Below are 13493 nucleotides of genomic sequence, written 5' to 3' on the forward strand. Positions count from 1 at the left end.
GGAAACCGACCCCGGGTAGGCCAACGACTTTCCCGTCGGCCGTACATTGTGCACGTATGACAGACGTAGCTGTCGTCGGCGGGGGTCCCGCCGGCCTGAGCGCCGCACTGTTCACCGCGAAGAACGACCTCGACACCGTCGTCTTCGACACGGACGAGACCTGGATGCACAAGGCCCACCTGTTCAACTACCTCGGCATCGAGAGCGAGGACGGGACGGCCTTCCTCGAGGACGCCCGCGAGCAGGTCGACTCCTTCGGCGTCGACCGCCGCCAGGGCGAGGAGGTCCAGACTGTCGAGCAGGACGGCGACGGCTTCCGCGTCGTCACCGAGGACGACGACCTCGCCGCCGACTACCTCGTGCTCGCGACGGGCGCGGACCGCGATCTGGCCGAACAGCTGGGCTGTGCGTTCACTGACGAGGACACCGTCGACGTGGACGTGGACATGGAGACCTCGGTCGCGGACGCCTATGCCACCGGCGCGATGGTCCGCGCCGAGGAGTGGCAGGCGATCATCTCGGCCGGCGACGGCGCCGCCGCCGCGCTGAACATCCTCACCAAGGAGAGAGGCGAGCACTTCCACGACTTCGACACGCCCGCCGACGCCGAATAGATCCCGTTTCGGGTCTCTTCTCGCGGGGGAGAGGCGGATCGGGAGACTGTGACACGCTCGCTAGCTTTCGTCTTGACCGCAGACGACAGCAAGGGATGAAAACTCTCGGCGCGCTCGCGGTTGCTGTCTCCGAAAATCGGAGATCTTCGAAATCGGGCGAGAGCACAGCTCCCACAGACCTCGCGAATGTTCGATTCGCTCAGTGACGAGAGAGCTTTGCTCTCTCGAACCAGGCGGGATATCCGCGCTCTCGGCACTGCCCGCTCACGGCAGAGCCGTTCGCTTCGAGGCGCCCACCCCCTCGCACCGCGTGGATAGTCGCCCGCTCAGACGACCGAAGTGGACGCGAGCGCGCCTCGCCCGTTCAGTCCTCCGTGGAGAAGGTCGAACAGCCGTGAAATCGTGGTCGGTCGGGGCGTCGAAACCTCCGGCCGGTCACTGCATCGTGACGTACGTCAGGAAGAGCAGTGCGAGGAACTGCAGGGCACGGAGGACGACGACTGACTGCTGGGCGACGGGGTCGCTGGCGTAGAGCATCCCCATGCCGAAGAAGTAGTAGATCGCGACGAGGTTCTCGACCAGCATGACCCCGGCGAACGCGAGCAGGCCGAGGATGAGGGTGGTGCCGAACGTTCGGTAGTTACGCAGCCAGACGGCGCCGAGCGCCACCAGTAGCAGGGCGTTCAGCCCCGCGAGGGCGGTCGCAACGGTCAGCCAGGGTCCCATCGCCATAGTATCACTCGATTTGGTCGGTTATGGTCTCGAACTCCTCGCGGTGGTGGTCGAACCGGTCCGTGAGGAAGTACATCGCACCGTAGTCGTCGCCGCCGCGCTCGACCACGTCGTGGTCGAGCAGGACGTCGAGGTGGTGGCGCACGGTGTTGTAGTCCACGTCGAGTTCCTCGGCGAGCTGGTTGGCGTTGCGCGGCCGGTCGTCCAGCAACCGGATGAGCCGCGCGCGGTTTGCCCCGCCGCGCGTCCCGGCGAGCAGGTACCAGAGTGCCTTCTCCATCGACGCTCGTACCTCCCTGTCCCCCGCCTGCGATTTAGGCGTGCTGGTTCCTCCCACGGGCGCCGCACTGCCGTCCGCCACTCACCCCACGCTCCCCGGGTCGACCGTCTCGCTCACCCACCCGGTCGCCCCGCTGGGGTAGGCGTCCCGCTCCTCGCTCGGCTGGACAGCCCCCGTCCCGTCCGTGGCGCGGACGACCACCTCGTGGTTCCCCGAAGGCGGGTCGTAGGCGTAGCGCCACTGGCGCCAGGCGTCCTCGGCGGTCTCGGGCGGGTCCTCGACCGCGCCCGTCGCGCCGGGCAGGCGCTCGGTGAGCTCCGCGTCGGCCCAGGTGTCGCCGCCGTCGGTCGACACCTCGACGCGGTCGATGCCGCGGGTCCCCGCGTAGGCGTGCCCGCCGACAGCGATACGGCCGTCCTCGGTCCGGGTGGTCGCGTGGAGCTTGGCGACCGTCTCGACGGGGCCGGTGCCGTGCCAGCCCTTCTGCTCCCAGTAGCCGTCGGCCTCGCGGTCGAGGAACTCGATCTCGGTGATCCACTTGACGCTGATCTCCCCCCAGTGACCGGGGACGAGCAAGCGGACGGGCGCGCCGTGGCTTCGCGGGAGCGGTTCGCCGTTCATCCCAAGCGCGAGGAAGCCCGATTCCAGCGCGTCAAGCGGGAACTCCTCGTAGTAGTCGTCCGCGGCCCGGACCATGACGCACTCGCAGTCCGAGTTCGGCTTCGCGTCCTCGATGAGCGACGCGATGGGGACGCCGCTCCAGACCGCGTTGTCCATCTTCTTCCCGTTGAGCGCCTCGCCGACGCAGCGCAGCGTGACGAACCGACGCTGGAACTCCCGGTCGGCGAGGTGGTCGTAGTCGTAGGACAGTTCCTCGTCGACTTCGCCGGTGACCGACAGCGACCACTCGGCGGCGTCGGGCGTCGGCGAGATCGAGCTGTAGGAGACGTTGAAGAAGCGCTCGCTAACCAGCGGCTCCGTCCCGTCGAGGTCGAACGTCCGCTCTTCGGCGGCCGCGAGCTGGTCGCTCGCGTCGAGGCTCGGCACCTCGACGTTACCGTAGATGTCGGGGTCTCCGCGGGGACGGTCGCCGGTGTCGCCGCCGTCCTCGTCGGATCCGCCCGACCGGGCGCGCCCGTCGCGCCCGATCAGGTATCCGAGCGCGCTAGCGCCGAGGGCGGTGCCGAGCGCGGTGAGGACGCGCCGCCGGCCGTCGGCCGTGGGTCGCCGATCGACTCGACTTCGGGACGCCGACAGCTCGGTCACGAGGAGGACGACGCCGGCGCCGGCAGCCGCACCGAGCGAGGCGACCGGCCGCCCGGTCAGCGCGGCGGTGACCGCCCAGACGAGCGCCGGGCCGGCGACCAGCGGGACGAGTCGCTCGTCGAAACGACGGCCGAGGGCGACGCCGAGCACGACCGCCTGCGCGTAGAAGGCGACGACCAGCGCCCCCGCCGTCGCGAGGTTGAGCTGCTGTCCGAGGTCGCCCAGCACCGTGATCGCGAACGTGACGACGGCGCCCGGCATCACCCGCGAGAGCGTGCTCTCGACCGGTGCGACGACGAACCCCGGTGCGAAGCCGACCGCGGCGAACGAGCCGAGCAGCGCGGCCACGCCCGCGGCGACGGCGATAGCGCCCGTGCCGACCCCCGGCGGATACCGCTCGGCCAGCGGCGTGTCTCCTGTCATGGGTCCCACTGGCGACTACCCACGGATAGGCGTTGTTCGAAAACCGCTCGGACTCTCTCTAGAATTCGTTCGGGTTGACCGCGCCCGCGGTCGGAACCGGCGAGGAGGACCGCCGGAGAACAAGGCTCAAGCGCCGCCGGTCCGAGGCGAGGATATGAGCGACGCAGGCGGCCGGCCCTGTCCGATCTGCGAGCGGCCGATGACTCACCGTCACTGCAAGTACGTCTGCCCGGAACACGGCGTCGTCTACGACTGCGCGGACACCTTCTACTGAGTCGTCGCCCCCGACTCGCCACCGGCCGCCGCTCGCCGGCCCGTCACTGCACGTCGACGCCGAGGTCGTAGCGCTCGCGGACCAGCCGGTAGGTCGGTCCGGCGAGCAGGAGCCCCGAGACGGCCGTCGCGGCGGCGACCAGGGCGATCCCCTGGTCGAGGCCCTCGACCGAGAGGGTGTGCATCGACGCGCCGGCGACGACGGCGCCGACGATCCAGGGCGTCTCGCCGACGAGCGTCCCGGCCAGGTACGTCCGCGGTGAGATCCCCGAGAGGCCCGCCGCCGATGAGATCACGTCCGAGGGGATCGGGGCCAGCCGCGCGGCGACGAGCCCGCGAAAGCCGCCGGTCGCCGCGACCACGCGGTCGCCGACGCCGGCCGTCCGCCCGAGGATCCCCTCGTCGGTCCGGACGTGGCGGGCGACCAGAAACGGCGTCGCCGTGGAGACGGCGAGCCCCGCGGCGGCGACGGGGATCCCGACCGCCACGCCGTAGACGTACCCGACCGTCAGCGAGAGCAGGCTGACCGGCCACAGGACCAGCGGCCGGGCGACGTAGAGGACGGCCAGGACTGCGAGGAACCGCCAGGGGTCCCCCGAGAGCGCGACGAGCGACTCCAGCACCGCGGCCGGCGAGAACACCACGGCGCCGGCCGCGAGCGCGACGGCGAGGGCCGCGAACCCCCCCAGCTGCCGGCGCGTCGCTCGACTGACTGCCATCGTTCGCCGTCCAGTCCCCGCCGGCACAAGTCTTGTGGTCGCCGCCAGACTCCGGGGGCTCGCGGTCGGACCCGGAAACGCTTAGGTCCCCTGGGACCCCACCGCCGAGCGTGGACGACCGCGTCGAACTCGGCGTCGAACTGCTCGCCAACCTCGAACACGCCGAGCTGTCGCTGGCGGAGGCCGTCGACCGCATCGAGACGGTGACCAGCGACCCCGCCGTCACCCGCGAGATCCTCGAAACCGCCGAGCGCCGGGGGATCATCGACCGCGAGGGCGACACCGTCGTCCCGACGACCGGGGACTACGTCAGCTTCGAGGGCGGCGACGTGGTCAGCAAGGACGGCGAGTTCACCTGCCAGCGCTGCGGCGCCGGCATCACCACCGGCTACTTCATCGAGTTCGACGCCGGCGAACACGGACCGTTCGGCTCCTCCTGTATCAGGAAGGTCACCGGCCGCGAGGACTGAACGGCTCTCTGTCCGGTCACGGGACCGCGCGCCATCCGGAGTGTTGCCGCGCTACTCGGAGTTCTGCCCGACCAGCTGCTTGAGCGCGCGGTGCTGGCGCTTGAGCAGTTCGTTCTGCCGGTCGACCGCCTCGGTCAGCTCGTCCAGCCGCTCGGCCATCGCCTCGAACTCCTCGCGCGTGACCGGCGCGGGCTCGGCCTCATCGCCGGTCCCGCTGGCCGACGGCGCGGCCGTCTCCCCGGCTGACGCACCGTCCGACCCGTCGGCCGTGGTGTCGGCGGTGCGGTCGGCCGACGCGTCCGCGCTCCGGGCCGACTCGGTCCGGACCGAGTCGGGCGTTCCACCGGTCGTCTCGTCGGCCGCGTTCGCCCGGCCGTCGGTACTTTCCGTCCCGGCGGCCCGGCTGTCGGCCGTCCCTGCGGTGTCGGCCTGCTGGGTGTCCGACCGACGGGTGTCCGCCTGCTGTGTCTCTTCCCGTCCGGTGTCGGCCTGCTGGGTGTCCGACCGACGGGTGTCCGCCTGCTGTGTCTCTTCCCGTCCGGTGTCGGCCTGCTGGGTGTCGGGCTGCTGGGCTGTCGTCTCACTCTCGACCCCCCGGCCCTCGTCCGTCCCGGCGTCCGATGGGGAACCATCGGTCGGCTCGCTCGCGTCGCGAGTCGCCGGTTCGGGGGTGTCGCCGGCATCCGGCCGGCCGCCAGCGGCGTCGGCGCTCCGACCGGCTGCCTGGTCGTCGGCCTGCCCGCCGGGCTGACTCTCCGGCTGGCCATTCGGCTGACTCTCCGGCTGGCCATTCGGCTGTCGCGACGGCTGTCCCGCCCCCGTGTCGTCGGCGAGTCGCTCCTCGCCCTCGACGGATTCGGCGAGGTCCGCCTCGTCGCTGACGAGCGGGTCGAAGTCGTCCCCGAACGAGAAGTCGTCGTCATCGTCGGCCGCGGGCTCGACGCCGCCCGCGTCCGTCTCCGGGCCGACGACGCGGTTGAGCTCCTCGACGTTCGCCACGTCGTAGTAGTCGAACAGCGCCTCCTCGAGGGTCTGGCGGACGACGGGCGCTTTGTCGTTGGGCACCTTGATGCGCTGTGGGCGGCCGTCCACGGAGAGGGCGATACTGGTCGCGACGCTGGCCCGCTCGAACTCCAGGCCGGTCACGTCGTCGTAGGCGTAGACCTCGTAGTCCTCGGACCAGACCTGGCTGCCGATGTGTTTGATCAGCCGCCCCTCGGCGATGATGAGCGTGAGCTCGCTGAACCGGTAGACGCCTGCCAGCGACTCGCGGTCCCCGATGACGCCGTCGAGCTTGAGCACGCCCTCGAGGAACAGCTCGAGCACCTTCTCGCCGCGGTTGGCCGGGACCGTGAACGACTCGGTGCCGTCGATGTACTGCATCGTGAACTTCGTCTTGCGGCGCCCCTCCGAGACCGCGAGCTGTTCGATGTCGTGGGAGTACTCCTCGACCGTCTCGTCGCTGAGCAAGCCTTCGCCGCGGTAGACGAGCGTACGCGTCGGTGTGAGACAGACCGCGTCCTCGTCGCCGAGCGAGACGCCGGCCTGGATCTCCTCGCCGTCGAGCGCCCCCTTGACGAGGTCCGGGATGTCCATGGCAGAGGTGTACCCGTCCGGGTGTATAAATCCGGGGGTGGGCGGTGCCGTCCCCGCGTCGTCCCCGGTCGGCGCCGTGCCGGCCGAAGGGTCACCGAAACGACGGGACGGCGGGCGGTCGCCGGCGGAGATGAGAAGGTTAAAGGCCGACACCACAGTATCGACGAGTGCGCCCGGGTGGCTTAGCTGGACATAGCGCCGCACTCATAGGGTTTCCTTGCGCGGCAGCCGGCATGCCCCCACGAGGCCCGTCAGCCTCGGACCTGGGACATGCGGAGATCGAGGGTTCGGAGCCCTCCCCGGGCATACCTGTTTCACGTCCCCGAGTCGCGACTACCCGAGTCGGGAGAACACGATACGACCGCGGAGAACCGCCGCTCAGGCGTCGCCGGGGAACTCCTGGAAGAGCGTCTCGAAGTCCTCCGATTCGCCGAGGTCCGAGACCGTCCGGTCCGCCTCCTGCCGGAGGTCCTCGACCTCCGATTCGAGCCGCTCGTACTCCTCGCTGTTCTGGAGTTCGACGAAGTCCTTCTCGGCTTCGAGCGTCGCCTTCTTCGAGGCGAGCGAGAAGAACTCCTGCATGCGCTCGTCGTAGTCCTCGCGGTCCAGCATCCGCTCGGCCGCCCCGTGGAGGTCGTCGAGCATCACCGGCTTGGTCAGGTAGTCGTCGAACGGCATCTCGACGATGTCGAAGTCCGGGTCCACGGCGGTCACCATCACGACGCGGCAGTCGATCCGCCGCTCGCGCAGGGCTTCGAGCACCTCGTCGCCGTTCATCTCCGGCATCTGCCGGTCGAGGAAGACGATGTCGACCGCCTCGTCTGTCTGCTCGAGCGCCTCGTGGGGTCCGTACGCCGTCCTGACCTCGTACTCCTCGGCCAGCCAGGTCGAGTACAGGTCCGCGATGTCGCGCTCGTCGTCTACGACGAGCACGGTTTCGTCTCCTGAATTGCGCGTTGTCATCGTGAATCCCGTGGTTCGAACGGACGGATTACCGATAATCCGGTGAACCAGCGCATAAATCCACCCCACAGATTATCATGTGTGAAAACGGCACGGGTCGGAGAGCCCGTCCATCGACGGCGTTATGTCGCCGAGCACCCTGGTACCCGGCGAATGGACCGCACGTCGGACGACCCGCGACGGATCCGGACGCTGGCGGTGACCGCTGAGGACGTGGTCGCCGCGCTGGAGGCCCGGGCACAGCGCGACCGGCCGGTCGTGCTGCGGGCGACGCCGCCGTTCAGCGGCCGGATGCGCGCCCGGCTGCACGTCGAGACCGGCGAGTACGACGAGTCGCCGGCACCGCTGCACGTCGACCCGGGGGCGCTGCTCGACGACGCGGCCCCGACCTACCCGCGGCCCGCCGACACGGAGGACGAACTCCGGGCCGACCCGGACACCGAGTACACCGTCGAACGCCACCACGACCGCCACGAGGACGCCGTGGCGACCTGGCGGGAGACGGTCACCGACCACGTCTGCGACACCGCAACCGTCGAGACCCCCTGCGGCCCACACGAGGTCGAGGTCTCGCTACTCGACTGAATCGCCCGACCGAGGGCGTACGTTTGGCAACTGATCGCACAGTATCCGTCAACTGATCGACGAGAACGACGCAGCGGGCTCGATAAAACGTCTCGCCGTCTCTCGACCATCGATGAAACGAAATCGGGGTTCGTAAAACATCCACTACGCGCGGGAGCGCCGTCTGAAACGTTGTGAAATCACCGGAAGCCTCGAACGGTTATAAGGTAATGCCGGGCGATAGTGAAAGTACGAGGGTTCCCCGCATGTCAAGTCGCTCGTCCGACCTCACGCCATCGCTCGACACGGCCGACATCGCAGTCCCCGACGTCGGCAGGAGCGTCGTCGCACCGATCACCGGCGCCGCCTTCTGGGCGGCCGTCGCGCTCCCCTTCCTCCACCTGCCGCTGTTGCTGGCGACCGGGCTGTCCGCCGAGCCGTACACCGACGCGTTCCTCGCCCTGCTGGCGCTGAACGTCGTCGCGCTGCTCGTCGGCCACCCCCACTACCGCGACTGACCCGCCGACCGCCGGGACCCGCCGGGCGCCCTCCACCCCGGCGGCGCCGGTCGAATTGCCCCACCACACTCCGACGAACTGCCTATCGACGTTCTCGGTGCCGTCCCTCGCCGCCGGCCAGCGCCGCTCTCAGCCGTGGGATCTCCCGGCGGAGCGCCCGACGCTTGATCAGGACGAACCCCAGGAAGATACAGCAAAAGCCCGCCGCGGTCCAGGCGTCGACCACCTCTTCGAGGAGGAGGAACCCGGTGACGGCGGCGAACAGCGGCGCGACGTAGGAGACGAGGTTGATCTCGACGGGGCCGAGCCGCTCCAGCAGGTCGAAGTAGACGAGGAAGCCGACGGCGCTGGCCCCGACCGAGAGGTACGCCAGCGACCACAGCGCCGTCGGCGACCACGTGATCGCCGCGAACGACTCGCCGAGCGCGAGGCTGACGAGGTGCATCAGGCCGGCGCCGCCGAGCATCGACCACGCCTCCATCGTCTCGATCTCGACGCCGGCGTCGATGTAGGTGGTGAGCACGCTCCCCAGCGCGAAGGATAGCGCCGCGGCGAACACGAGCAGCTGCGGGAGCGTCTCGCTGGTCAGCAGCGTCGCGGGATCCGGCTGGGCGACGGCCGCGACGCCGACCAGTCCGAGCAGGATGCCGAGGGCGCCGACGGCCGACAGCCGCTCGTCGGGGAGCAGCCCGCGGGCGAACACCGTCGTCAGCACGGGTGAGAGGCTGACGATGACCGCGGCGGCGGCGCTGGTCGTCCCCTGCTCGCCGACGAACAGGAACGCGTGGTAGGCGGCGATCATCAGCGCCGCGCCGACGGCGACGGTCGCCCATTCGTCGCGACCTCGCGGGTACCAGCTGTCGGCCCGCAGGGCCGCGTAGCCGAGCATCACGACCCCGGCCACGTCGTAGCGCAGCGCCGCGAACAGGACCGGCGGGAACGCAGCGAGCCCGGCCTTGATCGCAACGAACGCCGAGCCCCACAGCGCCGACAGCGCCAGGAACAGCCCCAGGTTCCGGTACGTGGACACGCCCCGAGGTTCGGACGGCCGCCCCTGAACCTTTCGGGTTCCGCCTCTCCCGTGCGGGCCGAGGACGCCCGTCGGGCCGAACGAGGGTGAGTCACCGGCCGAAACCAGGCGACCGGGGTGGGACCGACCCCCGAAGCCCCCCTACGTTTAAATTACCGCATCACCAAGGCATCGTATGGCCGCATACGGCCGGCCGACGCTTCGGGACCTGTTCGACGAGGCACCGACGCCCCACATCGCACACCCGCCGCGGACACACCACCGGGACTTCTATCTCGCGACCGACGGCTCCTACCGGGCCGCCGGCGGCACCGCGCCGGGCGACGACGCCCGCGAGTTCACCGGCGGGCTCGGCGTCGTCATCGAGACGCGCGACGGCGAGCGCGTCGCGCGGCTGTCGGTGCCCGACCGCGCCCCCGACAACAACGTCGCCGAGTACCGGGCGCTGCACCTCGGCCTCGACGTGCTCGCCGCCCGCTCGCCCGCCGACGCGAGCGTGGGCGTGCTCATCGACCACGACACCCTCGCCGAGAACGTCAACGCCAGGGTCCTGACCGAGCGCGACCCCGAGCTGGAGCCGACCCACTCGGTGACCCACCCGCCCGCCATCGGCCTCCACTGGCGCGGCATCAGCTCGCGGCTGCGCGACTTCGCCGAGATCCGCGCCGCCCGCATCGACAGCGGGTACAACCCCGCCCACCCGCTCGCCAACGCCCCCGACGAGTACGCCCACGTCAACGGCGAACCCGACCGCTGTCTGCTCCCCGACGACCCCGCCACGGCCGGCGACGACCGCTACCCGCCGCCCTCGCGCGCCGACCGCGGCAGCGCGAGCGACTGACTCACTCCTCTCGCTTCCGTCGCCCACGTCGCTCCCCCTCGACGTCGTCGCCGTCGTTGTCCGGGAGCCGCTCGATCGCCCGCTCCCAGCTGTGGCGCGCGAGGCCGCCGTGGCCGGCGAACCGCCCGAGGTACTGTTCGCGGGGAACCATCGCCCACGGGTCGCCGTCGGCCGTCCGGAGCCGACGGATCCAGAGGACGGACAGGGCCACCCACAGGACGGTGAACCCGACGAGCCACGGCGTCGGGTCCCCGTAGGGAACCGGGACGTCGAGCGCGAGGACCACCCCGCGCCCCACGAGCGCGGCGACGAACAACACCCCGAAACGAACAGGCTGGCCATCACGTACTGGAACGCCCGCGTCGGCCAGCCCGAGATGTCGACCGTCCTGTCCATCGCTCTATCCGGACGATCCGTGCGGTAAAATGTCTTGTGAGGGCGATGAACCGGCGCCTCCGGCGCTGAACGTTTACTCGGATTCTTCCTGCTGCTGGGCCTCGACGACGGCCGCCGCGACGAGATTGACGGTGTCGCGACTACCTTTTTCTCGTCGGGTTTCCTCGCTCACTCCGTTCGCTGCGGGGAACCGCTCCTCGAAAAAGATGGGGCAAAAAGCCGCCCTCGCTACGCTCGGGCGACGAACCGGCGCCTTCGGCGCCGGACGTTTACTCGGATTCTTCCTGCTGCTGGGCGTCCACCACGGCGGCTGCGCCGAGATTGACGGTGTCGCGACCACCTTTTTCTCGTCGGGTTTCCCCGCTCACTCCGTTCGCTGCGGGGAACCGCTCCTCGAAAAAGATGGGGCAAAAAGCCGCCCTCGCTACGCTCGGGCGACGAACCGGCGCCTTCGGCGCCGGACGTTTACTCGGATTCTTCCTGCTGCTGGGCGTCCACCACGGCGGCTGCGCCGAGATTCACGATGTCCTTCACTTCGTCGCCGCGCTGGAGGACGTGGACGGGTTTGTCCATGCCGACCAGCATCGGGCCGATGGCGTCGGCGCCGCCGAGCCGCTGGAGCAGCTTGTAGCCGATGTTGCCGGCCTCGAGGTTCGGGAACACGAGGACGTTCGCCGGGTCCTCCAGGTCGGCGAAGTCGTAGGTGCCGTTGAGGATGTCCTCGACGACGGCGGTGTCGGCCTGCATCTCCCCGTCGACCGGGAAGTCGACCTCGGGGTCGTCGTGCAGCGAGCCGACGGCGTCGCGGAGCTTCGCGGTCCCCTCCGTCTCGACGCTGCCGAAGTTCGAGTACGAGAGCAGCGCCGCCCGCGGTTCGATGTTGAAATCGCGTGCGAGGCTGGCGGTGTGTTTGGTGATCTCCGAGAGCACGTCCGCGTCGGGGTCGAGGTTGACCGTCGCGTCCGCGCAGAAGACGACCTGATTCTTGAAGGTTAGCATGTAGACGCCAGCCGCGTAGTCGGCGTCGGGCGCCGTGCCGATGACCTCCAGCGGCGGGCGCAGCGCGGAGGGGTAGTGGTGGGTGAGGCCGGTCAGCATCGCGTCGGCGTCGCCCCGTTCGACCATCACGCTGGCGAGGTAGTTGGTGTCGTTCTCGATGAGTTCGGCCGCCTCGCTGCGGGTGATGCCCTTGCGCTGGCGGAGTTCGTGGAGCCGCTCGGCGTACTCCTCGTAGTCGCCGTTCTCGGGGTCGACGATCTCGGGCTCGAACTCCAGGCCCAGGTCGTCCCGGGTGTCCTCGATCTCCTCGCGCTCGCCGATGAGGACCGGCTCGGCGATGCCCTGCTCCTGGAGCTGGAAGGCGGCGCGGATCATCTTCTCGTTGGCGCCCTCCGCCAGCGCGAGCCGCTTGGGGTCGCTCTGGGCCTTGTTCAGCACCACGCGCATCATCTCGCGGGACTTGCCCAGCCGGGCCTCCAGCCGCTCGACGTACTCGTCTAAGTCGAGTTCCCGCCGGGCGGCGCCCGACTCCATGGCCGCCTCGGCGACGGCGGGTGCGACCTCGAAGAGGACGCGCGGGTCGACGGGCTTGGGGATGATGTACTCCGGGCCGAACTGCAGCGGCTGGTCGCCGTAGGCCTTGACGACCTCGTCGGGCACGTCCTTGCGGGCGAGCTCGGCCAGCGCCTCCGCGGCGGCCCGCTTCATCTCCTCGTTGATCTCCGTCGCGCGGGCGTCCAGCGCCCCGCGGAAGATGAAGGGGAACCCGAGCACGTTGTTCACCTGGTTCGGGTAGTCCGAGCGTCCCGTGCCCATGATGACGGTGTCCTCGCGGGCGGACTTGGCGTCCTCGTAGGTGATCTCGGGGTCGGGGTTGGCCATCGCGAAGATGATGGGGTTCTCGTTCATCGACCGGACCATCTCCTGGGAGACGATGCCGCCGATCGACAGGCCGACGAAGGCGTCGGCGTCGTCCATCGCGTCCGCCAGGTCGCCCTCGGGCACGTCGCGGGCGAACTCCCGCTTGTACTCGTTGACGTCACCGGCCTCGGCGCGCTCCTCGGTGATGATCCCCGAGGAGTCACACATGAGGATGTTCTCCTTTTTCGCGCCCAGCGAGACGTAGAAGCGGGCGGTCGCGATGGCGCTGGCGCCGGCGCCGGAGAAGACGATCCGCATATCCTCGAGGCTCTTGCCCGTGATCTCGGCAGCGTTGAGCAGCGCGGCGCCGGAGATGATAGCGGTGCCGTGCTGGTCGTCGTGGAACACGGGGATGTCCATCCGCTCGCGGAGCTGTTCCTCCATGACGAAACACTCCGGCGCGCTGATGTCCTCCAGGTTGATCCCGCCGAACGTCGGCTCCATCGCGGCGACGGCGTCGATGAACGCCTGCGTGTCCGTCTCGTCGAGCTCCACGTCGAACACGTCGATGTCGGCGAACCGTTTGAACAGCACGCCCTTGCCCTCCATGACGGGCTTGGAGGCCTGGGCGCCGATGTCGCCGAGGCCGAGGACGGCCGAGCCGTTCGAGATGACCCCGACCATGTTGCCCTTGGCCGTGTACTCGTAGGCGTCGGCCGGGTTCTCGTCGATCTCCAGGCAGGGCGCCGCCACGCCGGGCGAGTACGCCAGCTGCAGGTCCCGCTGGGTGTTCGTCGGCTTGGTCGTCGCGATCTCCAGTTTGCCGGGCGGTTCCGTCCGGTGATACTCCAGTGCGTCCTCGTCGAGTCCCATACCGGATCCGCGAACGGCGCCGGCAAAAACTTTCGCGTTTGGCCAAATGACGGGCAGTTGTTCGCTGTTCGTCGA

Annotated in this window: 15 protein-coding genes and 1 tRNA gene; 7 read left to right on the plus strand and 9 right to left on the minus strand. The window is 69.6% G+C overall.

The genetic code is table 11. The features are described from left to right. Positions 1 to 56 precede the first annotated feature (56 nt). Positions 57 to 614 carry an NAD(P)/FAD-dependent oxidoreductase gene (locus ACMGFG_RS10560; RefSeq protein ID WP_436930306.1) on the plus strand — a complete coding sequence of 186 codons (558 nt, stop codon included), beginning with the start codon at positions 57 to 59 and terminating at the stop codon, positions 612 to 614. A gap of 435 nt (positions 615 to 1049) precedes the next feature. Here the strand turns inward: ACMGFG_RS10560 and ACMGFG_RS10565 are convergent, their stop codons facing one another. The 3 genes from ACMGFG_RS10565 to ACMGFG_RS10575 all read right to left on the minus strand — a co-directional run bounded on the left by ACMGFG_RS10565 (position 1050) and on the right by ACMGFG_RS10575 (position 3315). Next, positions 1050 to 1346, minus strand: coding sequence for a DUF8036 family membrane protein (locus ACMGFG_RS10565; protein ID WP_436930307.1), 297 nt, complete (start codon positions 1344 to 1346; stop codon positions 1050 to 1052). Positions 1347 to 1350: 4 nt separating this feature from the next. Next, the gene (locus ACMGFG_RS10570) at positions 1351 to 1626 is read right to left on the minus strand and encodes a winged helix-turn-helix domain-containing protein (RefSeq protein WP_436930308.1); all 276 of its coding nucleotides are present in this window, start codon (positions 1624 to 1626) and stop codon (positions 1351 to 1353) included. Between the two features lie 81 nt (positions 1627 to 1707). After that, positions 1708 to 3315 carry a molybdopterin-dependent oxidoreductase gene (locus ACMGFG_RS10575; RefSeq protein WP_436930309.1) on the minus strand — a complete coding sequence of 536 codons (1608 nt, stop codon included), beginning with the start codon at positions 3313 to 3315 and terminating at the stop codon, positions 1708 to 1710. Positions 3316 to 3469: 154 nt separating this feature from the next. On the opposite strand from ACMGFG_RS10575, the gene ACMGFG_RS10580 reads away from it, so the two are divergent. Further along, positions 3470 to 3589 carry an HVO_2523 family zinc finger protein gene (locus tag ACMGFG_RS10580; protein ID WP_006885078.1) on the plus strand — a complete coding sequence of 40 codons (120 nt, stop codon included), beginning with the start codon at positions 3470 to 3472 and terminating at the stop codon, positions 3587 to 3589. Positions 3590 to 3632: 43 nt separating this feature from the next. On the opposite strand, the gene ACMGFG_RS10585 is transcribed toward ACMGFG_RS10580, so the two are convergent. Beyond that, on the minus strand, positions 3633 to 4307 hold the full coding sequence (locus ACMGFG_RS10585; RefSeq protein ID WP_436930310.1) for a TVP38/TMEM64 family protein: 675 nt from the start codon (positions 4305 to 4307) through the stop codon (positions 3633 to 3635). A 110-nt stretch (positions 4308 to 4417) separates the two neighbouring features. Between ACMGFG_RS10585 and ACMGFG_RS10590 the strand changes: the two genes are divergently transcribed. Beyond that, positions 4418 to 4777, plus strand: coding sequence for a DUF5830 family protein (locus ACMGFG_RS10590; protein WP_135364167.1), 360 nt, complete (start codon positions 4418 to 4420; stop codon positions 4775 to 4777). 51 nt (positions 4778 to 4828) lie between these two features. Here ACMGFG_RS10590 and ACMGFG_RS10595 read toward each other — a convergent pair whose 3' ends face one another. Beyond that, positions 4829 to 6373 (minus strand): DUF7115 domain-containing protein, encoded by a 1545-nt coding sequence (locus ACMGFG_RS10595; RefSeq protein WP_436930311.1) that lies wholly within the window; start codon positions 6371 to 6373, stop codon positions 4829 to 4831. A gap of 171 nt (positions 6374 to 6544) precedes the next feature. Here ACMGFG_RS10595 and ACMGFG_RS10600 point away from each other — a divergent pair. Next, a tRNA-Met gene (locus ACMGFG_RS10600) sits at positions 6545 to 6679 on the plus strand. 72 nt (positions 6680 to 6751) lie between these two features. Here ACMGFG_RS10600 and ACMGFG_RS10605 read toward each other — a convergent pair. Then, positions 6752 to 7336 carry a response regulator transcription factor gene (locus ACMGFG_RS10605; RefSeq protein WP_436930312.1) on the minus strand — a complete coding sequence of 195 codons (585 nt, stop codon included), beginning with the start codon at positions 7334 to 7336 and terminating at the stop codon, positions 6752 to 6754. Between the two features lie 153 nt (positions 7337 to 7489). Between ACMGFG_RS10605 and ACMGFG_RS10610 the strand changes: the two genes are divergently transcribed. Together ACMGFG_RS10610 and ACMGFG_RS10615 are read left to right on the plus strand one after the other, a co-directional pair. Then, positions 7490 to 7921, plus strand: a complete 432-nt coding sequence (locus ACMGFG_RS10610) for a DUF8009 family protein (protein WP_436930313.1) — start codon at positions 7490 to 7492, stop codon at positions 7919 to 7921. 245 nt (positions 7922 to 8166) lie between these two features. Further along, positions 8167 to 8418 carry a DUF8028 family protein gene (locus ACMGFG_RS10615; RefSeq protein WP_135364163.1) on the plus strand — a complete coding sequence of 84 codons (252 nt, stop codon included), beginning with the start codon at positions 8167 to 8169 and terminating at the stop codon, positions 8416 to 8418. Between the two features lie 82 nt (positions 8419 to 8500). Here ACMGFG_RS10615 and ACMGFG_RS10620 read toward each other — a convergent pair whose 3' ends face one another. Continuing rightward, complete coding sequence (locus ACMGFG_RS10620) at positions 8501 to 9448, minus strand: DMT family transporter (RefSeq protein ID WP_436930314.1); 948 nt, start codon at positions 9446 to 9448, stop codon at positions 8501 to 8503. A 175-nt stretch (positions 9449 to 9623) separates the two neighbouring features. Between ACMGFG_RS10620 and ACMGFG_RS10625 the strand changes: the two genes are divergently transcribed. Then, on the plus strand, positions 9624 to 10289 hold the full coding sequence (locus ACMGFG_RS10625; protein WP_436930315.1) for a ribonuclease H family protein: 666 nt from the start codon (positions 9624 to 9626) through the stop codon (positions 10287 to 10289). Between the two features lies 1 nt (position 10290). Here ACMGFG_RS10625 and ACMGFG_RS10630 read toward each other — a convergent pair whose 3' ends face one another. Both ACMGFG_RS10630 and ACMGFG_RS10635 read right to left on the minus strand, forming a co-directional pair. Next, complete coding sequence (locus ACMGFG_RS10630; protein WP_436930316.1) at positions 10291 to 10587, minus strand: hypothetical protein; 297 nt, start codon at positions 10585 to 10587, stop codon at positions 10291 to 10293. 563 nt (positions 10588 to 11150) lie between these two features. Continuing rightward, a complete protein-coding gene (locus ACMGFG_RS10635; RefSeq protein WP_436930317.1) occupies positions 11151 to 13418 on the minus strand; it encodes an NADP-dependent malic enzyme in 2268 nt (755 codons plus the stop codon). Positions 13419 to 13493 lie beyond the last annotated feature (75 nt).

The organism is Halosimplex halobium, from assembly GCF_051414055.1.
Lineage (GTDB): Archaea > Halobacteriota > Halobacteria > Halobacteriales > Haloarculaceae > Halosimplex > Halosimplex halobium.